General features: G+C 62.9%; 19 protein-coding genes and 2 pseudogenes. 9 read left to right on the forward strand and 12 right to left on the reverse strand.

Features of this window, described 5'->3' with window-relative positions; genetic code table 11:
• Positions 1–37 precede the first annotated feature (37 nt).
• From ACMYLB_RS06515 to ACMYLB_RS06555, 9 genes are all read left to right on the forward strand, one after another.
• Entirely contained in the window at positions 38–1,804 is a 1,767-nt protein-coding gene (locus tag ACMYLB_RS06515) for a sodium:solute symporter family transporter (RefSeq protein ID WP_415910138.1), read from the forward strand.
• Between the two features lie 5 nt (positions 1,805–1,809).
• A complete protein-coding gene (locus tag ACMYLB_RS06520) occupies positions 1,810–2,853 on the forward strand; it encodes a LacI family DNA-binding transcriptional regulator (RefSeq protein WP_415910139.1) in 1,044 nt (347 codons plus the stop codon).
• 141 nt (positions 2,854–2,994) lie between these two features.
• Complete coding sequence (locus ACMYLB_RS06525) at positions 2,995–4,068, forward strand: aldose 1-epimerase (protein WP_415910140.1); 1,074 nt, start codon at positions 2,995–2,997, stop codon at positions 4,066–4,068.
• Positions 4,069–4,211: 143 nt separating this feature from the next.
• Positions 4,212–6,350 carry a TonB-dependent siderophore receptor gene (locus tag ACMYLB_RS06530; RefSeq protein ID WP_415910141.1) on the forward strand — a complete coding sequence of 713 codons (2,139 nt, stop codon included), beginning with the start codon at positions 4,212–4,214 and terminating at the stop codon, positions 6,348–6,350.
• A 122-nt stretch (positions 6,351–6,472) separates the two neighbouring features.
• The gene (locus tag ACMYLB_RS06535) at positions 6,473–8,050 is read left to right on the forward strand and encodes a carboxylesterase/lipase family protein (protein ID WP_415910142.1); all 1,578 of its coding nucleotides are present in this window, start codon (positions 6,473–6,475) and stop codon (positions 8,048–8,050) included.
• Positions 8,051–8,274: 224 nt separating this feature from the next.
• Positions 8,275–10,008 carry an arylsulfatase gene (locus tag ACMYLB_RS06540; protein ID WP_415910143.1) on the forward strand — a complete coding sequence of 578 codons (1,734 nt, stop codon included), beginning with the start codon at positions 8,275–8,277 and terminating at the stop codon, positions 10,006–10,008.
• Between the two features lie 66 nt (positions 10,009–10,074).
• Positions 10,075–12,270, forward strand: a complete 2,196-nt coding sequence (locus tag ACMYLB_RS06545) for a TonB-dependent siderophore receptor (protein ID WP_415910144.1) — start codon at positions 10,075–10,077, stop codon at positions 12,268–12,270.
• A 222-nt stretch (positions 12,271–12,492) separates the two neighbouring features.
• Complete coding sequence (locus ACMYLB_RS06550) at positions 12,493–13,323, forward strand: alpha/beta hydrolase (protein ID WP_415910145.1); 831 nt, start codon at positions 12,493–12,495, stop codon at positions 13,321–13,323.
• A gap of 162 nt (positions 13,324–13,485) precedes the next feature.
• The gene (locus tag ACMYLB_RS06555) at positions 13,486–13,854 is read left to right on the forward strand and encodes a hypothetical protein (protein ID WP_415910146.1); all 369 of its coding nucleotides are present in this window, start codon (positions 13,486–13,488) and stop codon (positions 13,852–13,854) included.
• A 741-nt stretch (positions 13,855–14,595) separates the two neighbouring features.
• On the opposite strand, the pseudogene ACMYLB_RS06560 reads toward ACMYLB_RS06555, so the two are convergent.
• The 12 genes and pseudogenes from ACMYLB_RS06560 to ACMYLB_RS06615 all read right to left on the reverse strand — a co-directional run.
• Positions 14,596–14,835, reverse strand: a pseudogene (locus tag ACMYLB_RS06560) (ATP-binding protein); the annotation flags it as partial.
• Positions 14,835–16,790 (reverse strand): annotated as a pseudogene (locus ACMYLB_RS06565) (DUF6079 family protein); the annotation flags it as partial. The pseudogenes ACMYLB_RS06560 and ACMYLB_RS06565, both read right to left, overlap by 1 nt.
• Positions 16,790–17,281 (reverse strand): BREX-3 system P-loop-containing protein BrxF, encoded by a 492-nt coding sequence (brxF, locus tag ACMYLB_RS06570; RefSeq protein ID WP_415910147.1) that lies wholly within the window; start codon positions 17,279–17,281, stop codon positions 16,790–16,792. The pseudogene ACMYLB_RS06565 and the gene brxF, both read right to left, overlap by 1 nt.
• Positions 17,278–17,943 (reverse strand): helix-turn-helix domain-containing protein, encoded by a 666-nt coding sequence (locus tag ACMYLB_RS06575; protein WP_415910148.1) that lies wholly within the window; start codon positions 17,941–17,943, stop codon positions 17,278–17,280. The genes brxF and ACMYLB_RS06575 overlap by 4 nt, the downstream gene beginning before the upstream one ends.
• 74 nt (positions 17,944–18,017) lie before the next feature.
• Positions 18,018–18,752, reverse strand: a complete 735-nt coding sequence (gene radC / locus ACMYLB_RS06580) for a RadC family protein (RefSeq protein ID WP_415910149.1) — start codon at positions 18,750–18,752, stop codon at positions 18,018–18,020.
• Positions 18,753–18,986: 234 nt separating this feature from the next.
• Positions 18,987–19,205, reverse strand: coding sequence for a hypothetical protein (locus tag ACMYLB_RS06585; protein ID WP_415910150.1), 219 nt, complete (start codon positions 19,203–19,205; stop codon positions 18,987–18,989).
• 11 nt (positions 19,206–19,216) lie between these two features.
• Positions 19,217–19,492: a hypothetical protein gene (locus tag ACMYLB_RS06590; RefSeq protein WP_415910151.1), complete on the reverse strand. Its 276-nt coding sequence runs from the start codon at positions 19,490–19,492 to the stop codon at positions 19,217–19,219.
• Position 19,493: 1 nt separating this feature from the next.
• On the reverse strand, positions 19,494–19,925 hold the full coding sequence (locus ACMYLB_RS06595) for a hypothetical protein (RefSeq protein WP_415910152.1): 432 nt from the start codon (positions 19,923–19,925) through the stop codon (positions 19,494–19,496).
• Positions 19,926–20,003: 78 nt separating this feature from the next.
• The gene (locus ACMYLB_RS06600; protein WP_415910153.1) at positions 20,004–20,255 is read right to left on the reverse strand and encodes a hypothetical protein; all 252 of its coding nucleotides are present in this window, start codon (positions 20,253–20,255) and stop codon (positions 20,004–20,006) included.
• Positions 20,252–20,953 carry a hypothetical protein gene (locus tag ACMYLB_RS06605; protein ID WP_415910154.1) on the reverse strand — a complete coding sequence of 234 codons (702 nt, stop codon included), beginning with the start codon at positions 20,951–20,953 and terminating at the stop codon, positions 20,252–20,254. Before ACMYLB_RS06605 ends, ACMYLB_RS06600 begins: the two co-directional genes overlap by 4 nt.
• Positions 20,950–22,146: a hypothetical protein gene (locus tag ACMYLB_RS06610; protein ID WP_415910155.1), complete on the reverse strand. Its 1,197-nt coding sequence runs from the start codon at positions 22,144–22,146 to the stop codon at positions 20,950–20,952. The genes ACMYLB_RS06605 and ACMYLB_RS06610 overlap by 4 nt, the downstream gene beginning before the upstream one ends.
• A 13-nt stretch (positions 22,147–22,159) precedes the next feature.
• Entirely contained in the window at positions 22,160–22,915 is a 756-nt protein-coding gene (locus tag ACMYLB_RS06615; protein ID WP_415910156.1) for a type II secretion system protein, read from the reverse strand.
• Between the last annotated feature and the right edge of the window lie 2 nt (positions 22,916–22,917).

Here is a 22,917-nt window from a genome sequence, read left to right on the forward strand (position 1 = left end):
CGCACGCGCGGTTGCGCGGTGCGCCCTGCACCCGCCCATGACTCCTCTCGATCTTCTGTTTGCGCTCGCGCCTCTCGGGGCGATGCTCGCGGCGGGATTCATTTTTTCCCGGCGGGGGGGGCGTTCGGTGCAGGATTTCGTGCTGGGCGATCGGAAATTTTCGTGGTGGCAGGCGGGGACGGCAATGGTGGCGGGGGCGTCGAACGCGGACAGTCCGCTGCACCACTCGGGCAAAATCCGCCGCGACGGGCTGACGGGCGCGTGGTATTACTGGTCGCAGATTGTCGGGCAGTTGTTCGGCGCGCTGGTGTTTTCGCGGCTGTGGCGGCGGTCGGGACTGACGACCGTCGTCGAGTTCTACGAGTTGCGCTACGCGGGGCGGGGCGCCGCTGCCGGGCGGGGCTGCGCGATGGTGCTGGGCACGTTTGTGGAAAGCACATTCGGGATCGCGCTCGGGCTGGTGGCGGTGGTGAAGCTGTCGGAGGTATTTCTCGGGCTCCATCAGCCGGTGAGTTTGTGGGGAGTCGATTTCGCCCCGGGCCTGCTGGTCGCGCTCGCCGCGCTGGCGCTGGCGGCTTCGTATTCGGTGGTGGCGGGGTTGTTTGGCGTGGTGGCGGGCGACGTGACGGAGTTTCTGATCACGCTGGCGTGCTCGTATGCGCTGATGTTCTTTGTTTACCGCGCGACGGGCTACCACGCGGGGCTGAGCGAGGGGCTGGAACGGCTGGGGTTGGCGGCGCAGCGGGAGCTGGCACCGGCGTGGGGATTGTCGGCGCTGGTGTTCTTCGTGTTCCAGCCGCTGGCGACGGCGGCGGGGGTGAACAGTATCAACCAGCGTTTCCTCGCGGTGCGCGACGAGCGGCAGAGCGCGCTGGCCGGCGTGTGGCGGATCGTGAACCACTACTTCGTGCGCTGCTGGCCTTGGCATCTGTGCGGGCTGTGCTCGCTGGTGCTGCTCGCCGGCTCCGCGCCGGAGCATGAACTGGCGTATGCGGAGCTGATTCTGCGTTATGTGCCGGAGGGGTTGCGGGGCTTTATGTTCGGCAGCCTCGTCATGGCGTTCATGGGCACGGCGAGCACGGCCATGCACACGAGCGGAGCGGTATTCGTGAACGATTTCTACCGTCCCTACTTCCGCCCGGCGGCGCCGGATCGACATTATCTGTGGATCATCCGCGGGACGATGGTGGTGTTCGCCGCGGCCGGGGTTGCCGTGGCGATGGCAAACGACCACATTCTCAGCCTCGTGCAGCTTTACTACAAGGTCGTGAGCGCGGCGGGTCTGCTGATGCTGTTGCGGTGGTTCTGGTGGCGCGTGAACGGCTGGGCGGAGGCGGCGGCGCAACTGGCGGCGCTGCCGGTCGCGCTGCTGTTCGAGCAGGGGGATCGCATTTTCGGGGAGGGGCGCGACCCGGTGGACTGGCTGGCGGCGCGTTTCGGCGGCGGCACGGCGGACGATCACTTTGCGGTGTCTTTCATTTTGACCATCGCCGCGACGACCGTCATCTGGCTGGTGGTCATGCTGCTCACCCCGCCCGAACCGATGGAGAAGTTGGAGACGTTCTACCGGCGTATCCGGCCCTACGGGTTCTGGGGTCCGGTGGCGGCGCGATGCCCAGAGGTGCGCGTGACGGACCGCTTCGCGCGCGATATGCTGCTTTACGTGCTGGGCCTCGCGGTGTGCGGGTGCGTGCTGCTCGGCGGCGTGGCGCTCACCTGGGGGAAGGTTGCGCAGGGAGTGGGGCTGCTGGCGGCGGGCGGTTGCGGTGGCTGGCTGCTGGTGCGGCGCCTTCAACGGGCCTAGGCATCATGGCCAAGATCCTGCCTGTCACCATGTCGGATGTCGGCCGCGCCGCCGGAGTGAGTCAGGCGGCGGTTTCGTTGGCTTTCCGCCGCGACCCAAGTATCCCGGCGGCGACGCGACAACGGATCTTCACTGTGGCGCGGCGTCTCGGCTATCGCCGGCATGCGGCGATCTCGGCACTCATGGCGCAGGTCCGCGCGCGAAAGCCGATGGCGATCAAGGCGGAGCTGGGGGCGCTCACGTTCTGGTCGGATCGGGCGGCGTTCGAACAAAACCCGACGTGGCAGGAACAGTGGCGCGGCGCGCAGGCGCGGGCGCGCGAGCTGGGATATTCCCTGGAGGAATTCTGGGCCGGCAGCCCCGGCATGAGCCTGCGGCGGCTGACGTCGGTGCTGCAGGCGCGTAACATCGAAGGGGTGCTCGTCTTTCCGCTGCCCACCCCACAGGCGCTCAAGTATCCGTTCGATCGTTTTTCGGCCATCGCTATCGGCTACACGCTCGAGTCGCCGCTGGTGCACCGCGTTGTCACCGCGCATTTCGACTCGGTGCTGATCGCGCTGTCCGAGTTGCGGAGCCGCGGCTACGCCAATATCGGCCTCGTGCTGGACGAGCAGATGAGTCAGCGCGTGCGCCGGAACTGGAAGGCGGCGTTCTACGCCTACGGGCTGGAGCTGGGGCGCGTGGATTCCGCCGCGATTCTGTCGTTGCCCAGCCAAGGGGCGCGGGAACGCTTAGGCAAGTGGCTGCGGCGCTTCCGGCCCGACGCCGTGCTTTGCGGCGGCCCGCAGCCGATCCGCGCCTGGTTGCGCGAACTGGGGTTGTCCGCCCCTGCGGATATCGGCATCGTGCGCTTGGCGAACATCCAGCCGGAGGAACGCTGCGCCTGTATCGACGAAAAGTGGCGGCAGGTCGGCGCCGCGGCGGTCGATCTGCTCGTCGGCCAACTGCACCGCGGCCAGCGCGGCATTCCGGAGCGCCCGATGCTCACGCTGGTGCGGGGCGAGTGGGTGGAGGGTGATTCGGTCCGTCGACCGATAAAGCCGGCGTGACCGCCGTCTCGCGCCCGGCAGACGGCGCTTTTTCGCGACAAGTCCCGTTCCGATTGAACAGCGTGAGGCCATCCGGTTCGCTCCCGTTGTTCGCAACACCGCTCCCCACCGTGGTCGCTGCGGCTCTCAACCTCTTCTCCCATGACGCTCGCTTCGTTTTCCCGTTGGCCGATTCCGCGGTGGCTTGGCCTCTGCGTCGCGCTGTTCTTCGTTGCAACCGCGACTGGCGCTGAACGCTATTCCGCCACGACGGTGGAAGAGGCGGGGGTGACGCTGATCGTGCTCCGCGACGAAGTTGCGGGAATGGAGGCGGCGATCGCGCCGCGACAAGGGGGAGAATTATCGAGTCTGCGCGTCCAACTTCGCGGAGAATGGCTCGAACTGCTCTACCGAGCCAGGGACTATCGCGAAGCGACCGGTTGGAGGGGCAAGGCGCCTTTGCTCTGGCCCGCGGTCGGGCGCAATTTCTCGCGCACCCAGCCGCCCGACCCGAATGCGGAATTGTGTTCCTACGATTTTGCCGGGCGCCGCTACGATCTGCCGATCCACGGCTTTGCGCGGAAGCAGGCATGGCAGGTGATCGGGACACGGGCCGACGCGGACGGCGCTGCGGTCGAGGTTGAGCTGACCGACGACGCCGCGACCCGCCGGCAATACCCGTTCGGTTTCAGTTTCCGCATCGTCTACCGGCTGGCGGAAGGCCGCTTGACGCTCACGCACCGGATCGCGGCGGCACGCGAGAACGATGCGACGATGTTTTTTTCCATCGGTAACCACGTCACGTTCCGCCTGCCGCTGGTGCCTGGCTCCGCGCCAGGCGAGACGACGCTGCAGACGCCTTCGCGGTTCGAATTGCCGAAGGACGCCAATACGCTGCCGACGGGAGAGGCGCGCCCGCTGGACCTGTCGAAGCCCAGCCGGCTGGCCGAACGCTCGTTCCTGCCGCCACTCGGGCTGGCCGGCTACGAGGGCGACCCGTGGGTGCGACTCGCCGACCCGACGGGATTGGCCATCGTGGTGACGCACCAGGCGGAGCGCCTCCCCGCGGGCCAGTGCATTCTTTTCAATCTGTGGGGTTCGCCGGCGAGCGGCTATTTCAGCCCGGAACCGTGGGTCGGTCTCACCGATTCGCTGAACCGCCGCGCCGGCCTGATCGAGTTGCAGCCGGGCGAGCAGTGGGCGTGGAGGATCGATTTCGCAGTCGAGGGGCGCTGATTACTTTTTCGGGATAAGTCACGAGGGGGTTGGATTCGCGCGTCGGCCGCGCAATACGTCCTGTACCGCTCTACCCCCACGCTGGCGGCCAAGCGGCAACCCTATCACCCAAACCCCGCATGAAGATGAGACACATTCGATGCATGTATCCGTTGCTGGCCGCGCTTTGCGCCGCTCGCATCGCCATGGCGCAGGATGTCCCAAGCGCCGCCGATAAACCCACGCAAGAGACCCAGGACGCAAACGACAAGGTCGTCGAGCTTTCGCCCTTCGTAGTCCAAGCATCTGCCACCAACAGCTACATGGCGACGAATTCCGCGTCCGGCACGCGCATCGCGCTGCCGCTCGAGTCCACTCCGCTGACGATCAGCGTCGTCACAGCCGACCTGCTCAAGGACAAGGGCACGCCTTCGGTGAACGAGGCTCTGCGCTTCATGCCCGGCGTGCGCCGCAACGCGAACAACTCTGATCAGTTCAAGATCCGCGGCTTCCAGGCGCGGGCTCCGCGCGTGGACGATTTCTACGATGCCGGCGACCTGAATGAGGGCCGTTCCCGCTATGAGATGGCCGAGATGGAACGCGTTGAGCTGATTAAGGGACCGACCTCGGTGCTCTTCGGCTTCGGCAATCCCGGCGGCGTGCTGAACATGATCACGAAGCGGCCTCAGTCGAAGGAGGCCTATTCGGTGACCGCCACCCTCGGTAGCTGGGACCAGAAGCGCATCGCACTCGATGCCACGGGGCCGATCGCCAAGAAGGGCGATTGGGAACTCCTCTATCGCCTGATCACCGTCAAGGAAAGCGCTGAAGGCTTTCGTGATTTTGAGGACTCCAAGAGCGAATTCGTGAGCGGCCAGCTCCAGCTGAACTATCGCAACACAACGAGCCTCCGCGTGCGTTTCCGCTATCACGACATTTGGGAGCATGAGGCGTTCACGCTCATGCCCTACGACATCGCGGACGGCACCATCATCATTCCCGAAATCAGCTACAACGTGAGCGGGCCGCTCGGCGACTTCGCCCATCTGAAGCAGCTGTCCACGAACTACGAGTTCACCCACAGCTTCTCCTCGCACCTGCACTTCCGCGCCGCCGCCACCGATCACGAGTTCTATTTCAACTCGCTGCGCCGCATCGGCGAAGCCCTGATCCCCGACCACACGGGCGTCAACGTCGTAGGGGCGATGGACGACAACAAGCGGCAGATCAAGGCCTGGCAAATGGACCTCACCGGCAACTGGGATTTCTCCGCCGCCAAGCTCAAGCTCGTGGCTGGCGCCAACGGCACCCACTCGCTCTCCCGCATCGAAGGCAAGAACAACACGAATCTGCCGGTGTTCACGCTCAACCAGGCGACGCGCAACTACACGCTCGGCAACCCGGCCGACTACATTCCCGGAGCGAACGATTTCCGCGATAACAATATGGATCGCGTCTACTACGCGCTCACGACCGTCCAAGCATTCAATGACCGCCTGACCCTGCTCGCGGCGGTCGGTCGAGGTGAAAGCGATACCAACAATACGCTCATCCGCAAGACGCCTCCCACAGTGACCGTCGGGCATTTCAAGGTCACCAAGCCGCAATTCGGCGCCTCTTATGAACTAAGGAAGGGCCTGTTCATGTTCGCGAACATGTCGGAATCCGCCGCGCCGAACGTGCGCTTCCCGGCGACCCCCGAGGAAGGCAAGAGCTACGACATCGGCTTCAAGTTCAATCAGGACAAGTTCGCCGGTAGCGTCGCCTACTTCCATACCACGCGCTCTAACATTCAGGTCCAGATCTTCAACACCACCACCGGTCTGACGAGCTTCGAACTCTCCGGCGAGGAGATGGCCGAAGGCGTCGAATCCGACTTCCAATACTTCCCCACCAAGCAGCTCCAGATTGTCGGCACCTATGCCTGGACAAACTCGCGCGTCGTGTCCGATGCGCAGCGCCCCGGCCGCGTCGGCACCACGCTGCCCGACGTGCCCCGCAACGCCGTGCGCCTGTGGAGCAAATACACGTTCAATGGCGGTGCCTTGGACAAGGTTTGGGTCGGCGCCGGCTATCTCTACACGAGCCAAATGATCGGCAACCGCAACCCCGTGCGCTATAAGGTCCACGTCGATGGCTGGCAGCGTTTCGACGCCAGCCTCGGTTATACGACGAAAATGGGTAAGGCGCGCGTCGATTACGTCCTCAACGCGGAGAATCTCCTCGATAAGGACTACATCGATTACATGTTCGTGCGCGGCCGGCCGTTCAATCTGAAGGCCTCCGCGACGTTCTCGTTCTAGCACGTAATCGGAAAAAATCGGTTCATCCTTGGGGAACGGCCATTGCCGTGGTCCGCACCGGACGGCGCATAGCGTTCGGTGCGGGCTTCCTCCACGAAGCATTGTTCCGCTGCTCTTTCGGCATGAGCCTGCTCTCCAGCGCTATTTTCGGTCTGCTTTTCGCGAGTGTGCCTCCTTCTCCGGCGATGCAGACCGCACCGCCGCCACGGCTGGAAATTTCCGAGGGCGCGGTCGAGGGATCTCTCGTCTCGGACGGCGCCGTTCGGATGTTCCTCGGCATCCCCTACGCGGAGCCGCCTACGGGGTCATGGCGCTGGCGGGAACCCCGCGCCAAGCAGCCTTGGACCGGTGTGCTCAAGGCCAATCGTTTCGGCCCACACGCGATGCAGGGCCAGCCGTATGGCGACATGGGCCTTCGCGACGAGGGGGCGAGTGAAGACTGCCTCTATCTCAATGTCTGGGCTCCGGCGCGGCCCGATGCCCCGAAATTGCCTGTGATGGTTTGGATCCACGGCGGCGGTTTCGTCGCCGGGGCCGGTTCGGAACCGCGGCAGGATGGCCGCTATCTCGCGCAGCGCGGGGTCGTGGTGGTCAGCATGAATTACCGGCTCGGCATCTTCGGGTTCTTCACCCACCCGGAGCTGGCGGCGGAGTCTCCACACGACGCCTCCGGCAACTACGGTCTGATGGATCAGATCGCCGCCCTTGAGTGGGTGCGACGCAACATCGCCGCATTCGGGGGCGACCCCGACAACGTCACGCTCTTCGGCGAATCGGCCGGCTCTTTCTCCGTCTCGGCACTCATGGCCTCGCCCCTCGCGCGCGGCCTGTTTCACAAGGCTATCGGACAAAGCGGAGCCTTTTTTGGCGAAACCTTGCGGGCGTTAAGGCGGGAGGAAGCCGAAAAGCGCGACCTTGCCTTCGCCGACGCCGCGTTCCACACGCACGCGCTCTCGGATCTGCGCACCGTGCCGGCGGACACGCTCCTCAACGCATCGCTCGGTCCGCATGCGAGGTGGTTTTCACCGACGATCGACGGCGCCGTCCTGCCGGAAGATTGTTCCGCAATTTATCGCGCCGGCTCGCAGGCCTCCGTGCCGCTGCTCGCCGGCTGGAATCGGGACGAAGGGGCGCGGCGCGCTTTGCCCGGACTGTCGGTCGCGACCCTCCCTGAACTTACGCGGTATGCCGTCGGCCGTTTCGGGGCGGCAGCACCGGAATTCCTGCGGCTTTTCGGGGCGAACGACGACGCTTCGGCGGCGCTCGCAGCCCACGAACTCTCGGGCGCCGATTTCATCGCGCTGTCCACCTGGAGGTGGATGGAGGCGCATCTGCGCACCGGGCACGCGCCGGTTTACCGCTATCGCTTCGATCAGCCCATGCCCCTGACGCCCGATGCACCCGCCGGCTCGACCGGCCTCGTCCCGCACGCCGCGGACATTCCCTTCGTGTTCGGTGCTCTGGCCGACATCAAGAATAACTGGACCGACGCGCACCGTGCCGTCTCCGCCCTGATGGTGGCTTACTGGACCAATTTCGCGCGTTGCGGTGACCCGGACGGCCCCGGCCTGCCTCACTGGCCGCAATATGTTTCCGAAAGCGGGTTTCCCGTCATGCACCTCGCGAGCCAGGCCCACGCGGAGATCGACGGGGAGCGCGAGCGCTACCAATTCCTCGATCGCGCCGCGGCGAATAGGTGAGTGAGGGCCGGGGCCCGGATACACCCGGCTCCGGTCGCTATTACGATATTAGTATCAGCGGCATTGCTTGGAACTATTTTTACCCAGTCTACTGCGTGTCGTGGTTCACCACGGCGAACTCACCCCATCTCGGCATGAGCCTCACCCCAGCCCTGCAAACTCCGTTTCGGCCGCCTAGCGGATTGGGCGGGAATTCCTCCCGAATTCCTCGCCTGAAATCCGCAATGATCGCCGGCGTGGCGAGCTTGGCCCCGGCTTTGTTCGCGACCGACCCTGCGGTTCCCGCAAAGCAGCCCAACGTCGTAGTGGTTGTCCTCGACGACGCGGGATTTTCCGACCTCGGGTGTTACGGTTCCGAAATCCGCACCCCAAACCTCGACCGGCTCGCCGCCACCGGTCTGCGTTTCACGCGCTTCGACACAAAGGCCATTTGCGCTCCTTCTCGCGCGTCCCTGCTCACAGGCGTCGAGCCCCATGCTCTCGGAATGGCAGACCTGCCTTCCAAAGCGACCACTCGGCCGGCTGGCTTCACCCGACACAGCACCTGCGGTGAACTCCCGGCCAACGTCGATCTGCTTCCGCAGGCGCTCCAGCGCGCGGGTTATTCCACTTGGCTGCTCGGCAAGTGGCATCTGATTCCCAGCTGGGAAGACGGCGCACCCGGTCGCAACTCCTCCTTCCCGCTCCAGCGCGGCTTCGACTACGCGTGCTTTTTCAAGATGGGCTGGACCGACCAATACCACCCCGAACTCTACGAGGGCAACGCCCGGCTGCCGGTCCCGGCTGATCCCGCCTATCACTTCACCACGGATATGGTCGATCGCGGCATTCGGCTCATCGATGCGCAACGTCGCGAGCGCCCCGAGAAACCTTTCTTCCTCTATCTCGGATTGGGTGTTCCCCACGCCCCGATCCAGGTGCCGGCGTCTTACATCAATCGTTATGCCGGTGTTTACGAACGGGGCTGGGATGTGCTTCGCGCCGAACGCTTCGCTCGCCTGCAACGCCTCGGCCTTGTGCCGGCGGATGCACGTCTCCCCGCGCTCGATCCCGGCGACCCCGCGTGGGACGCGCTGAACGAGCAGGAGCGCCGGGTCTATGCGCGGTTCATGGCCACCTTCGCGGGATTTCTCGAGCACGGCGACGAGCAGATCGGCCGCCTCGTCGCGCACCTTGAGCAGACCGGCCTGACGAAAGACACGCTGATCGTCGTGTTGTCCGACAATGGCGCCGCCAGCGAATCCAAACCTGGCCGCTTCCGCCATCCCTATAACGGTGGCCCGACACCGCTGGCGGAAATGGACGCCCACCTGGACGAACTCGGCACCGACAAGACCCTCGCGCTCTATCCACGCGCCTGGGCCACGCTCGGCAGCGCGCCCTATCGCCGCTACAAGCTCTGGCCGCATCTCGGTGGCGTGCGCTGCCCGTTGATCATCGTGCCACCGGGCGGAGCGCGGGACGCGGGCGGGGTGCGCGGTCAATTGGTGGATATCGTCGATCTCGCGCCGACCATCGCCGAGTTCGCCGGCGCCCATTTCGCTGCCGCCGTGGACGGAGAACCGGCCGTTCCCGTCGCCGGCAAGTCAATCGTGCCGCTGCTGGCCTCAGCCGATGCCGCCCCGGTCCGCACGGTGCAGTTCTTCGAGCTGCGCGGCAACCGCGCCATCACCGCCGGCTCCTGGCGCGCCCTCACCATGCACCGCCCGGCAACACCCTTCTCCGACGACCGCTGGGAACTCTACGATCTCGCCACCGATCCTTTCGAGACCCGTGACCTCGCCGCGGCGCGCCCGGAGAAGCTGCAGGAGTTAATTCTCCTCTGGGAAAAGGAGGCCGCCACCCACGGCGCGCTCCCGCTCCAGCAGCCGACCCCGCAGATTCTTTCCGTCAGCGGATTCGAGGACGCCTTTGTCCCAGCCGCATCCGCTCACGGCACCACCGGCACGCCACCGTGAGGCGTGCATTCAAGATCCCGCACCCCCTTTTTGCCGAACGACCCAAGTAACCTACCTCCTGCCCCCATGAAAACCTACCCAAACCGCAACACACGTCTCATCTTTCTCGTCTGCGCGACGTTGCTGACCGCCAGCGTTCGAGCACAAGAATCCGCCCCCGACACCGCAACCCCCGTCCAAGCCAAGGACGGAGGTGTCGCCAGCGACACAGTCTTCGAACTCTCTCCATTCGAGGTGAGCGCCTCGAAAGATAACAAATACATGCCGACCAATGCTGCGAGCGGCACACGTATCGCCCTGCCGCTCGAGTCCACTCCCCTAGCCATCAGCATCATGACCTCCGAGCTGATGAAGGACAAGGGCATGGAAAACATTAACGAGGCGATCCGCTTCATGCCCGGCATTCGTCGCAACGCCAACAACTCCGATCAATTCACGATCCGCGGCTTTCAGGCCCGCGCGGCCCGGCGCAATTATTTCTCCGACGCCGCCGACCTCTCCGAGGGACGCGGCCGCAACGTCTCCGCGGAAATCGAGCGCATCGAAGTCCTCAAAGGTCCGTCCACCGTCCTCTTCGGCTTCGGTAATCCCGGCGGTGTCATCAACATCATCACCAAGAAGCCGCTCAACAAACAGCGCACCTCCGTCAGCCTCGAGGCGGGCGACTTCGACCTCTTCCGCGGCACGATCGATGTCACCGGTCCGCTGGCCAAGCTCGGCGAAGCGCAGCTCCTCTACCGCGTGATCGGCTCCTACGAGGACTCCGGCGGCTTCCGCGACTTCGAATCGCGCGACCAGAAATTCGTCAACGCCCAGTTGCAGCTCAACTTCAAGCGCACCCAGTTGCGCACCGAGGTGCGCTTTCAGGACCTGAAGGAGCACGAAGCCTTCATTCTCATGCCCTTCGAGCCCAACACCGGCACGCTCGCCTTGCCTGAGCGCTCCTACAACACCGCCGGTCCCGACACCTACGCCAACCAAAAGCAGATCACCACCTCGGTCGAACTGACCCACACCTTCAACGAGCATTTTTCCATGCGCGCCGCCGCCGCCCGCGACGAACACTACTACGACGCGGTCCGCCGCGTGGGCGCGCAGATTCCCGCCAACCAGGTGCCCCTGTCCATGGCGTCCACCGTGGTCGTCACCGGCAATATCGATGACGATAAGCGCGCCATCGACTCCTGGCAGGTGGATTTCACCGGCAGCTTCGATCTGCCGTTCGGCAAGCTAAAGACGGTCGTCGGCGCCAGCAGCACGGATGCCGCCGCCCGCATCGCCACCTTCGTGAACAATAATCTTCCGCAGAGAAATTTCCCCATCTTCAACATCGCGGCCCGCAACTACAGCGTCGGCAATCTCAGCGATTACGTGCCGCAGTCCGCAGGCACCACCCGCGAAACGCGACTCGACAAGGTTTACTACGCGCTCGGCACCCTCACCGCTTGGAACGATCGCCTGACGCTGCTCGCCGGCGTCGGCCACGGCACCAGCGAAACCTATATCAAGCAGGTGCTGGCCACCACCCCCGCCGATGTCGGCGATTTCAAGGTGACCAAGCCGCAATTCGGCGCATCCCTCCGCATCCTCCCCAAGACCTTCCTATTCGCCAACACTTCCGAGTCGGCCTCCGCCAATCTGCGTTTCCCCGACACTCCCGAAAAGGGCAAGAGCTACGACGTCGGCATCAAAGTCGCCGCCGAAAAATTCTCCGGTAGCGTCACCTACTTCGACACCACTCGAGAAAATATCCAAGTGCAGGTCTTCAACGGCCTGACCGGCACGACCACATTTGAACTCTCCGGCGAAGAGCAGGCCAAGGGCGTGGAGGTGGAGTTCCAGTATTTTCCCAGCAATCAGTTCCAACTCGTCGGCTCCTATTCCTACATGGACACCGAGGTCATCTCCGACAATCAACGCCCCGCCCGCGTCGGCACCGAATTGCCGGACACCCCGCGAAATTCCTACCGTCTGTGGGCAAAATACACCTTGGACAAGGGTCCGTTCAAACGCGCTTGGATCGGCGTCGGCTACCTCTTCACCGATAAGATGCGTGGCAACCGTAACCCGGCCAATTTCCGCATCTGGACCGACTCCTGGTCGCGCATCGACGCCTCCCTCGGCTACGACATGAAGATCGGCAAGACCAACGTAAACTGGGTTCTCACCATGGAGAATCTCGAGGATAAGGACTACATCGACTATATGCTTATCCGTGGCCGTCCCTTCAACGCCCGCCTGAGCGCCACCTTCACCTTCTGACGCTCCCCGCTTCTAGGCCTGCCGCTGGCGCCACAGTCGAGCGGCAGGCTTTTTTGCCCCCATGTTTTTCTGCTGTCCCAAATTGAAAAAACCATGAAGTTGTTTCGCTCTGGCTCACTCGCTCTCCTTTGCTCCGTCCCGCTGCACGCGTCCGATGCCCCCAGCTCCGTCCCGCCGGACCAGCCATCCGCTCAACTCTTTAGCGCGGACGCCTACGCCGCCGTGAAATCGTTCTACGAATACGACAAGGGGATTCCCCTCGACGCAAAGGTGGTGGATCGAATCGAGACGCCCGCTTTCGTCCGCGAGAAGATCGCCTTTACCGCCCATTCCGGCGAGCGTATCGCCGGCTGGCTTGCCGTGCCGAAAAATACCGCGATCCCGCCCCCGTGCATTCTTGTGCTGCACGGCGTCGGCAGCACCAAGGATTCGTGGTGGCGGCCCGACAATCCCACCGGCCCGCTCGCCCCCCGCTTGATCGAGGCCGGTTATGCGGTCTTCATGCTCGATGCGCGCTTCTTCGGCGAACGCAGCCATCTCGGTGATTTCGCCAATCCTCAGAATTTTGTCGGCAAGAACGGTTGGCTCTTCCGTTTCCGAGACCTGATCGTGCACACCGTGATCGATTACCGCCGCGCGCTCGACTATCTCGCCACCCGGCCTGAGATCGATCCCAAGCGCCGGATGATTTTCGGCTACAGCATGGGCGGCGTCACGGCGATCAACCTGCTTGCGGTCGAGCCGCGCCTCGCTGGCGGCGTCATCTGCGTCGCTCCACCCATGCTCGCCGGCCCAGCCACCGGCCCGCTCGCCGCGGCCCGCCAAAGGCTCGCCTCCGTCGCCCCCGAGAACCACGCCCGCGCGCTCGCTGGCCGGCCCTTGCTGTTCCTCATGGCCAACAAGGACGAATACTACACGCCCGCCGCCGCTGAAGCTATGATTGCGTTGATTCCCGGCGACGCCAAGCAGGTGAGGTTTTTCGACAGCGGGCACATGCTGCCGCACACCTACATCGACGAGGTGATCGGTTGGATGAATACCACAGGTTGGTGAACGAGGACAGGCAGGGGCCTCCTGCTTGCGGTCTCTTACGCCAACACGAAAAGATGGAGAAACACCCTAGGAATTCAGAATTGGCAAAGCAGAGACTTTCGTTAGTTTATTCAGCCATGATGCGAAGCGTCCCTTTGGCAAGGGTGCCAGTCGGAATATAAGATGCCCCGCTATATTCTTCTTCTGCACGCTCAAGGTTCTGCTGGAGATAATTTCGGGACACGGCTCCGTCAGCTGGGTTTCGAAATCCAAGTTGCCCGATCCGCTCAGGAAGCCATTGAAATTGCGCAGTTTCAGAGGTTCGACATCTTGATCGCAGACGTCGATGATCCTGACCATATTGAGAGAAGCCTATTGCAGCGCGTGCGCGATCAACAATCTAGCCTGAAGGCAATTGCGCTTTGTGATTTCAACCGCCATGAGCAAAAAAGAGGAATCCGCAAGACGGGCTTCGATAAGTATGCTCAACGAGACAGTTTCGCTTCAGTGAAAGCGGCTATAGAGCAGCTTTTCGAAAGGCGCGCGTGTTGATCTTTTCTCAAGTAGCGGACTAATTCTAGTGCTTTTCGAGCACAATCCCTCGCATCCCGCGACCTTGCAAAATAGTGTAGCCACACCTCGACTGCCCGGCACAGCCGCTCTCCGTTCTGCCCGTCAAGCTGGACCGCAGCGAAGCGAGGAGGAGCTTGACGGGCATAGACACAATCGCGGCCCCGGGCAGTCCTCCATGTTCGCGACATCCATCTTTTGGCGACGGAGGTGGCGTCCATTGATCAAGAACTAGCGTCTACCGAAAACACGGTAGATGAGCGTGGTTGGACCGACGTGGACGTCCGCTCACATTTCACCTCAGCAAGTGCCCGGGCGTGTAGCGGAAGACCGAGAGCAATCCAGGGCAGTAGGCCCGCGGGAGCAAGGGGTTGAAGCTAAACCAAAGGGCGCGAGCGAAAGCAGCATGAGATCGACAAGGTATTCGGGAGATATGGTCAACGACGATCTGTTTTCGACAGCGACGACAATCAGACTTCGACATGTCGTTTGATTGTCGTTGGCGGATGTGCGGCCGGGGATGGAGGTGTGGAGGCAAGGGGCCAGCGCCACACGTAAGTGTGGTGCGATCAGGCCCCTTCCTCCACCTCTTGGTTTAGGACTTCAGCCCGGCGGTAACATTCTTTGGTGAGGCAACGCCCCTCATTTGGGTAACATATCGGGTGAGGCAACAGGGTGAGCTGTTGCCTCACGTAATAGGTTACCAGGCTGCCCCCACGCGGTTCACGATTTGCTCTTGGTCTTGGCGGCCTGTGAGCGGTGGCTGTCGCCGTTAAATTCGAGGATCGTGGCGTGATGCACGAGTCGGTCGATTGCCGCCATCGTGGTCATCGGGTCCTTGAAGATTTGGTCCCACTGGCTGAAGACCAGGTTCGAGGTGATGACCACGGTCTTCTTCTCCTAGCGCTCGGCGAGGAAGGTGAAGAGCACCTCCATCTCCTCGCGTGACTGCTGCACGTAGCCCCCTGCAGCGCACTGGTGAGCTTCTTGCGATTCCCCTGATAGGTTACCGAGATCGCCGTCAGGAGATGTTCCCGCAGCCATTTGGTGAGACGCAGAAGATACTCCGTCGCCTTCTTTTCATAGACCTGTTTTTTGACGCCCGAGGCAATCGAAGCGAGGTCTAGTGCGCCGGCATAGAGACGCAGCGCGTTGATAAACTCCGGCTGCTTGTCGTCGAGGCGGAAGAAAACCTCATCCGCACGCTTTTCGTCAGAATACTTCGGCGGATCAAACGGCTGGATAAAGTAGAGGTAGAAGTCCCGAGTCGGAACGGCGGTGGATCGCTCGTTGGGTGCACCAAAAAAGAGGTAACCCAAACGGCCGGCCTTATGCTCACGCCATTCGATCTCGTGCTGCCAGATTTGGTAACCCGTGACGTGCGTCGGAACGTCGGTGCATTCCAAGACCTGCCGCAGCGCATCGTAGTAGAACCGGTCTAGGGTCCCGTTATCCAGCGTCTCAGCCCGCTTCTCGACGAGAGCGTCGTAGTCGTCGGTCTTTTTCAGATCGAGGAACCACTGCCGATTGTCCGGATTCGATGAGATGAACTGACCGCTGACCGTTTTGTGAATCTCGCGCAGCGTCGTTTCGACAACGGTGAGCAAATCCTCGGCCGGCTCGCCGCCGAGTTCTGCTGCGCCGGAATGGTAGAGGCAGAGGTGGTCACGCATTTCCTCCGGGGTCAGGCCGAGTGACGAGTGAATGTCACCGGTCGTGAGCCTGTGCACGGAAAGTCCCCGCACGATGCGTAGGGCCATCGGCTTGTAGGTTTTCTTGGGGAACGCGCTCTGAATCTTGGTCTCAAGCGTCCCGCTGCACTCCATGATAGCCTTAACATCCGGGTTCGCGCGGTGGGCGGCATTGTCTGTGATCGCATCCCAATAGCTATCGTAGGCGAGAATACCCGGGCGATCATTCGGCACCGGTTGCCCCATGAGTCCCTTGATGGCTTGTGAAATGATTTGCAGGACACCGCGCTTCTCGACAATCGGGATGCGCTGGAACGTATCCACGTAGTCCGGATGGATCGGAAAAAGGGCGCAGAACTCATCCAAGCGTTCGGACATACCGCCGTAAAACTTGGCGTAGGGCTCCAAGTAGGCACGAACCTCGGCCAATTGCTTGTCCGTCTTTTTGAGGAGGCGGTTCGAAACCACGAACTTCACGTCCGTGGTGACGATTTTGACCTGCTGGAAGCGGTCCTTCACCCGGCCGAGGCTATCAGCGACATGGGCGAACCGCTGGCTGTCGAAGATTGCTTCCTGGACACCCGCAACGAAGCGCAGCCGGATGTCCTTGCAGACTTCTCCCACCTCGCGGAGGAAGCCGAGATCGAGAATGAGCGCCTGATCTTTTCGCGACCGCAGATAGTCGAGCAGTTCATCGACCACCAACAGGAGACCTTGATCCGGGAACTTCCTGTGGAAGGCGGCCATCATATCTTCCAGCGCCGTCTTGTTTTCCTTCACCTTGTCTGCGGCAGGGAAACGATAGGGCGTTCCCCATTCGGCGAACTCTTCCTCGATCGAGGTGGTGATGATGTCGCGCAAAGGCATCATCACGGCGCCGATTTCGATACGGATGACCTTGAACCTACCCGCGATGGATTTCGCGGAGTCACGGACCTTGGGGTGGGAAATCAGCGGGGCCAAGGACGCGTTTTCGGCCAGCGCCGACACCACGGACATCAAGTGAGACTTACCCGTGCCATAGTTGCCGACGATCAGAAGCCCTTTGTTGTCCTGAGGGGAGTCGAACTGAAGCTGCGGAATGACCAGGTCAACGAGACGCTGCGCCATTGGGTCCGAAATGACATACGTCGAGACCAAGTCCTGCGCCGCGGCGCTCTTGTTGGCATCGCGCAGCTGAATGACGGATTCAATGGGATGAAATTGGACGAGGTCTTGGTAGTTCATCAGGAATTGTAGAAGGTTGGTGCGCCACGCTCCAAAAAGACCGTGGGGATAGCCGGGATTTCCTCCGAAAAATATTCTGGGTGATCAGGGTAGCCACGCACGAACCGCCGGCCTTCGAGGCGGCCGTTGAGCGCGTATAGGACGACCCTATTTTGACTGACGCTATAGGCGAGGCGGATCGGGTCACAGCGCAGAGCGGGGCTAAATAGAATATCGGTATTGTCGATACAGACACCACTCTGCCCAAGTCCGATGAGTTCCTGCACCGTCGCTTCAATCGCGAGCGGGCGCTTGCGGAGAGGAACCGATAACAGTCTGGCTCCGAGCTGAGGCCCGAGGTTCAGCAGAGGAAGGGAGTGCTTCGACGAGAGTGACGACAGTAGCCCGGTCTTTCCTGCACCAGATTCCCCGATGATTAAGACGAGCTTGTGTCGGCTACCAGAAGCCTGACCAATGATTTCCGAGAAGCGGCTGAGATCAGGCGTGGTCATCTTTGCACTCCTGAGTTTTCCTGACGGAAAGAAGCTGCGTATTCGATTGCCTCAGCGACCGTCACTACACGAACAGCCGGTGCCAACGCCCTGGCCGTGTCCGCGAAGGTTCCAGAAAATGGCACGACTACCAGGACCGTCTCGCAGGCAAACGAATCAAGCAGGAGTTTCGCAATTCCCAGGCTTTTGTCGAAGTCTCGACTGACATTAAACTTACATTCCAAGACCAGATTTTTGCCTCCGGACTCGATGAGGAAGTCGACCGAGGCAATGCCCTTGCAGACGTCCTGCGTGTAGGGAATTGCGCGCTTACCGAGTTCGTGCGCCACTGCCTGCTTAAAGACGATGGCTTGGGTGCGCGCCTCTAGCCATCGCTCCACGCGTTCCCGCTCTTCCGCCGCATTCTGGGCATCGTTGTCGACAGGCTCTTCACGCGCAGGCGCAGAAGTCCCGGTGAAAGCTCGAAGCAACATTTGCTCTTCGTCAGCACCTACGCACAGGCGCTTCATTAAGCGCGTCAGGGTTACCTGTTTGGGCTTGGAATGTCCTGTAAGTATCCGGCTGACCGAAGTTTGGCTAAGTCCTATCTCTTGAGCGAGTTGCGCTCCATTTAGCGCACGGCGATTCATCAAGACACGGATAGATTCGCCGAGGGGGTTCACGCGGCGATGTTTAAGTCTACTTAAAACCAGTTTGCGAGATTTAAGTAGCTGCCCGCGAGCGTGGCGAGGTCTGGCTAGATTACGCCAGCCTCCCGGAACGAATAGTAGCCCCGCCCCGTCGGGTCTGTCCCGGCCCGGCCCACGATAACGTGGTCCAGAAACTCAATATCCACCGCCTTCGCCCCCTCCCTTAGTTGGCGGGTCACCTGAACGTCGGCCGCCGATGGCGCCGGGTCGCCGGATGGATGATTGTGGACGCACACCACCGCGACAGCGCCTTCTCTGATCGCCGCACGAAACACCTCACGCGGATGCGCGAGGCAACTGGTCGCCGTGCCGGAGGTGACCTCGACCAGCTTCTTCAGCCGATTCTTCCGGTTCAGGCACATCACCCAGAATTTCTCGATCTCCAGCCCTTGAACGAAGGGCGTCATGTGGTGTGCGATGAGTTCGGGACGGTTCAACACCGGTTGTTCGGTGGAGGCGGGGCGGATCATTCGCCGGGCAATTTCGTTGAGAGCCGCCAGTTGTCGTGCCTTGACCCGGCCGATGCCTTGATGGCGCTCAAAGTCCACCGGTTGCCAGGTCGCGATCCCCTGGAGCGAACCCGCCTCGGCGACCAGCCGTGATGCGCAGTCGATGATTTCGCGAGTGGCGGCTCCGCCTTGGAGCATCAAGGCGATTAGCTCCGTGTCGCTCAGGGCAGCGACCCCGAATGTGTCCATCCTCTGTTGCGGCTGCTCACCGCAGGCGATTTCTCGCACCGCCGTCGTCGTTTCCAGGCCCAGATCCAACATGACTTGTTTCATGATGCAGGGCGCCGGATGCGCCCCGGCCGGGCGGCATGCCCGGTTCTCGTGGCGCGCTCCGCGCGCTGGGCCTTGCAGGCACGCCCAGCCACCGACGAGGCCGCCGAGCGAGGAGCGCCGCGCTCCTCGCGAGGGGGAAGGCCGCAGGAGGGAAAGGTGGAGCCGCGCGCAGCGCGGACTACCTTGGCGGGCGTGACAAAATCAGGCCCACGAGCGGAAGTAGCCTCACTTCATTCAGTGCAGGTCACTCAGGCCAGTTTTCCCTGTGGCAAGGTCCACCAACAGGATGACCACGGCGCGCTTGCCGGTGCCGTCGAGCCGGACGAAACAATCGCTGAAATCGAGCGGTCGTCTATCGGTCAGGTTCTTCAAGATTTCCCACGCAGCGCGCTCGCCCGATGACGCGCCGGGATGACCGCGCGCCATGCCGCGCAATGTGGACACGGCCTCCACGCACTCGGGACTCATGGCTTCACGCCGGCCATTCGCCGGTGCACGATTCGCCGACGTTCTGCCACAGATGCATAAGCCGGAACAACCGGCCCGGCGAACGGCTGGGTGATCTGGAGACGTGTGCCGACCCATGTCCGCGCCGTCGCCACCTCGGCCAGGGCCGCGCGCACGGCCTCGTGCGCGGGTGTGCCTCGAAGACACTCGAAGTTTGCCGCAACCTTCAGGGCAAATTCCGCCTGACCAAGATGGTCGTCAAGATGACGACGCGTGGAGGGATCGACGCCCATGTCAGCCGCCCGCCATCGCCATGCCTGCCTTCGGGCTCGTGAGGATCTGCCGGTTCTTCCGGTTCATCTCGCGGAGCACTTCGCCGACGAAGGCCTTGTCCTTGTAGTAGGGCTGGACGCCTTCGAGCCGTTGATCGATGCGCGACTTCACCTCGGGCGATTGCGCATCGTAGAACGCTTTCGCCTGGGGCAGCTGCTTCTCGATCAGCCGCATGTCGGCTTCGTGTCGCTGCATGTCCTTGTAGAGGAGCATGTCGACCGCGCGGCCCGGGGCCTCCTGGACGACCCGGGTGTAGTAGGCGGCATCGTTGGCGTTCGCCACCTTGTAGGCGTCGAGTCGCTTCTGGACTTCGGGGTTGTTGCGGAACTGCAACGGGGACTCCTTTTCGGGCGGGAGTGACGCCGTCTCGTTGGGTTTGGGTCTGATAGCCATGGTGATGTTGAGTTGTGCCGACCACTTGGTGGGTGCGGGGCGGCAATGGGCACCGTGGCGGCGAACCGCCAAAGTCACTTACTTCAGGACCGGGTTGAACGGCGGCTCGGACGAACCGCGCACAACGCGCAGTGCGAGGTCGAACTGCGCGCAGACGTCCTCGGCATCGTGGCGCGCGAGCGCGAAAGCCATGAGCGTCTTCGCGTCGATGACCGGCTTCGCTTTGCCCGACGTCGGGTTGATTTCACCGAGTCGTTGATTGAGTTCGTCGGCCGCCTGATAGAATTCGGCCGCCACGGTCTCGGGTATTTGAATGCTGAGGGAGATCATGTGCTGAGGGGGTTGAATTGGAACAAACGAAGGTTGGAACGAACGCCGGCCGCGTGCGGAGGGTCGGGTCGGAACGCAGCGGAGACCGGATCCGGAGCCGGAACCGGGCGGCGCAGCCATCCGGTGGAGGCGGAGGAACGGCGGAGCGAAGGGCCGAGCCCGATCTTCCGCACCGGCTCCGGCTCCGACGCCTCCGGGAGCGGCGCGCCGGCGGGCCGGCGTGTGGCTCCCGGATTTTCCCGCACCACGATTTCGACGCGCTCGATGGTGCGGTGTCTGCGGGTGCCGGCCGATTGGATGGCCAAGGACAGGATCGAGGTGCGTTGCTCGATTCGCTCAACCAACTGGAGGACTTCGGTCCAATTTGGCGGTGGTCCTCCGCTCCGGGTCAGCCGAACCTGCCGCGCCCTGCCGCTATCCACGGGCACCAAGTCGCTGATCCATCCCGGCGGGAGTTCTCCCAGATCTTGGTCGTCGCCGCTCCGAACCTGCGCTGCCGTGGCTCGGAGTTGCCGCACCGTGGCGTCGTCGAAACGCGCAAGGTCGCTTCTTTCTGATTCCAGCCTGGCCAACTCCGCATTGGGACCTGCTGAGAACCAAGGTCGCACCTGCTTGAGCGCAACCATCGCGCCGAAGAGCAACAGACTGAAGGCGAGAACGCCCCATCGCCGATTCGTAACTTGATGGAGCAGGTTCATAGCCAAACCCCCTTGATCGAGAAGTCGGCGGTGGGTATCGCATGCTCCGCCGCGACCAGCTTCCACGGCAGGGCCGGAGTTCGGAACTGATCAATCCATCGGCGCCAGTCCTCGCCCGAAAGCCCGGCGGTGGAGACACCGCCGGACAAGGTGAAGCCAGTCTGATCGGCGCGGATGGACGTCACCACCACCTGGCGAGGCAGAACTTGGCTCAGCGTATTCAGGAGCAACGCGCAGTGCGAGCGTCGCAGGCCGGCCGCGGCGATCTCTGTTTCAAGCTTTGCGACCTCTGCTTGGTTGCGCCGAAGTCCCTCCACCTCCGATTGCAGCCGGCCCACAGCTACTACTGCGTCATCCGCTGCGCGACGATCTGCCCTTGCGTCGAAACCGATCTGAACGGCCATCAAAGCTGACGAAGCGAAGGCAATTGCGGTGACCCCGGTAACCAGCGGGCTGGCTCCAAGGCGCGAGGCCCGGGGCAGCATCTGGTTGGGATGACTGAGGGAGAGGGTTTGGGCGGCACGGGCCACGCTCTCCCAGCCGAGATCAGTCCGCCCGGCTCGCTCGAGTCGAGCGACCTGGGCGGCGAGGCGGTGCCCTGCCTCATCGAATGCCGCGATGTAGAGCGCAGTATCGTCGCGCTCGAAGGCTTGCTGCACGGTGGTTGCGACCAGTTCCGCAGCCGGTTCTCCGCTTGCGGACCGGACCTCCCGCATGCCCGCCGGCGTGTGACGGAAGATCACCGCAAGGCCGGAAGCCACGGCAACGACCGTCAACGCCCCTGTGTCCGGCCAATCGGTGGGAACGAGGTTAAGGGCGGATGCCAGCGGCCATGCGCCCTCCACTAGAACGCCGCCCGCACGAAGCTCCGTCGCCAGCAGCTGCAGAAACGGTTCGGTCTCGTAGTGCAGCAGGGTGTTGCCGCCGAAGATCGGCTCATAGCCCCAGGCATAGTTGCTCTGGGCCAGCAGCGGGTGCTCCTCCTGCAAGGCAGCCTGAAGGGTCGCACGGTTGCCTTGGGGGCATTCCACTGCGACGCTGATCAGGAACGCAGGCTGGTAGAGCACGCGAAGCCGGGAGGGCCGACCGTGTTCCTCGAAGTGATGCAACAGGGCCGCGGCAGCTTCGGCGATTGCGCCGAAGCCAAGTGGCTCGGTGCGACCGGCGATCCACCACCGGTCGCCCCAGAGCAAGGCGATGGTGGCCTTAGATTGCGGTGATGTAGACGTAGACATCGGTGACTCCATTGGCGGGAGCTGCAAAGGCCACGACGCCGGTGTCGCAGGCAGCGCCCTCAACGGGCGCGAGCTGGGCACCGTTCATGGTCACGGCCAGTTCATAGGCATCGCGCGCCGGACATGCCGGAATCACGAGATAAGCGACGACGCTGTTCGCGTTCAGGTTCGACGTGCCGTCGAGCCGGAAGTTCGCCCCAAGGGCGACCGATGGCGCGAGCGCGGGATTGGCCGTGCGGGCCTCGATTCGGGTGACACCCGACCAGTTGCGTTGAGGCACCGAGTCCGGCGTCATCACGAAGGCGAGCAACGCCTGATTCCAGGTGATCTCGTTACCGCTGCCGGCGGAGGCATAGGACTGGGTGCCCATGCGCAGCGAAAGCGGACGTTCAAGGCGGCCGGTGGCGAGGAGCACGGTGTCGAGCCGGGCGGCATTACCCTTCGCCGCGTCCGTGGCGCCGGTGAGCGCCGCACCAGATGTGGGCACGCCCGTGCCCTCAGTGCGCGGCAGACTTCCGTTGCCACCGGCGAGCGCGAGATAGTCGACGATGGCCGTCTTCAGGGCGTCCACCGTCTTGGCGACCTGTTGGACGCGGGCGGTGCGGAGGGCGTCGAAGCCTTTCGGCAGGAGCAGCCCGACCATCACGGCCACGATGGCAATGACGAGGACGAGTTCGAGAAGGGAGTAGCCCTTCGATTGGCGGATCTTGTTGAGATGATTCTTCATTG

The sequence above is a fragment of the Oleiharenicola sp. Vm1 genome (assembly GCF_047777955.1).
In the GTDB taxonomy this organism is placed as follows: Bacteria; Verrucomicrobiota; Verrucomicrobiia; order Opitutales; family Opitutaceae; genus Didemnitutus.

Excerpts from the sequence above, each read along its gene's own strand:
- ACMYLB_RS06515 (WP_415910138.1), top strand. The coding sequence starts at position 38 with ATGACTCCTCTCGATCTTCTGTTTGCGCTCGCGCCTCTCGGGGCGATG.
- ACMYLB_RS06520 (WP_415910139.1), top strand. The coding sequence starts at position 1,810 with ATGGCCAAGATCCTGCCTGTCACCATGTCGGATGTCGGCCGCGCCGCC.
- ACMYLB_RS06525 (WP_415910140.1), top strand. The coding sequence starts at position 2,995 with ATGACGCTCGCTTCGTTTTCCCGTTGGCCGATTCCGCGGTGGCTTGGC.
- ACMYLB_RS06530 (WP_415910141.1), top strand. The coding sequence starts at position 4,212 with ATGTATCCGTTGCTGGCCGCGCTTTGCGCCGCTCGCATCGCCATGGCG.
- ACMYLB_RS06535 (WP_415910142.1), top strand. The coding sequence starts at position 6,473 with ATGAGCCTGCTCTCCAGCGCTATTTTCGGTCTGCTTTTCGCGAGTGTG.
- ACMYLB_RS06540 (WP_415910143.1), top strand. The coding sequence starts at position 8,275 with ATGATCGCCGGCGTGGCGAGCTTGGCCCCGGCTTTGTTCGCGACCGAC.
- ACMYLB_RS06545 (WP_415910144.1), top strand. The coding sequence starts at position 10,075 with ATGAAAACCTACCCAAACCGCAACACACGTCTCATCTTTCTCGTCTGC.
- ACMYLB_RS06555 (WP_415910146.1), top strand. The coding sequence starts at position 13,486 with ATGCCCCGCTATATTCTTCTTCTGCACGCTCAAGGTTCTGCTGGAGAT.
- brxF (WP_415910147.1), bottom strand. The coding sequence starts at position 17,281 with ATGACCACGCCTGATCTCAGCCGCTTCTCGGAAATCATTGGTCAGGCT.
- radC (WP_415910149.1), bottom strand. The coding sequence starts at position 18,752 with ATGAAACAAGTCATGTTGGATCTGGGCCTGGAAACGACGACGGCGGTG.
- ACMYLB_RS06590 (WP_415910151.1), bottom strand. The coding sequence starts at position 19,492 with ATGGGCGTCGATCCCTCCACGCGTCGTCATCTTGACGACCATCTTGGT.
- ACMYLB_RS06595 (WP_415910152.1), bottom strand. The coding sequence starts at position 19,925 with ATGGCTATCAGACCCAAACCCAACGAGACGGCGTCACTCCCGCCCGAA.
- ACMYLB_RS06600 (WP_415910153.1), bottom strand. The coding sequence starts at position 20,255 with ATGATCTCCCTCAGCATTCAAATACCCGAGACCGTGGCGGCCGAATTC.
- ACMYLB_RS06605 (WP_415910154.1), bottom strand. The coding sequence starts at position 20,953 with ATGAACCTGCTCCATCAAGTTACGAATCGGCGATGGGGCGTTCTCGCC.
- ACMYLB_RS06615 (WP_415910156.1), bottom strand. The coding sequence starts at position 22,915 with ATGAAGAATCATCTCAACAAGATCCGCCAATCGAAGGGCTACTCCCTT.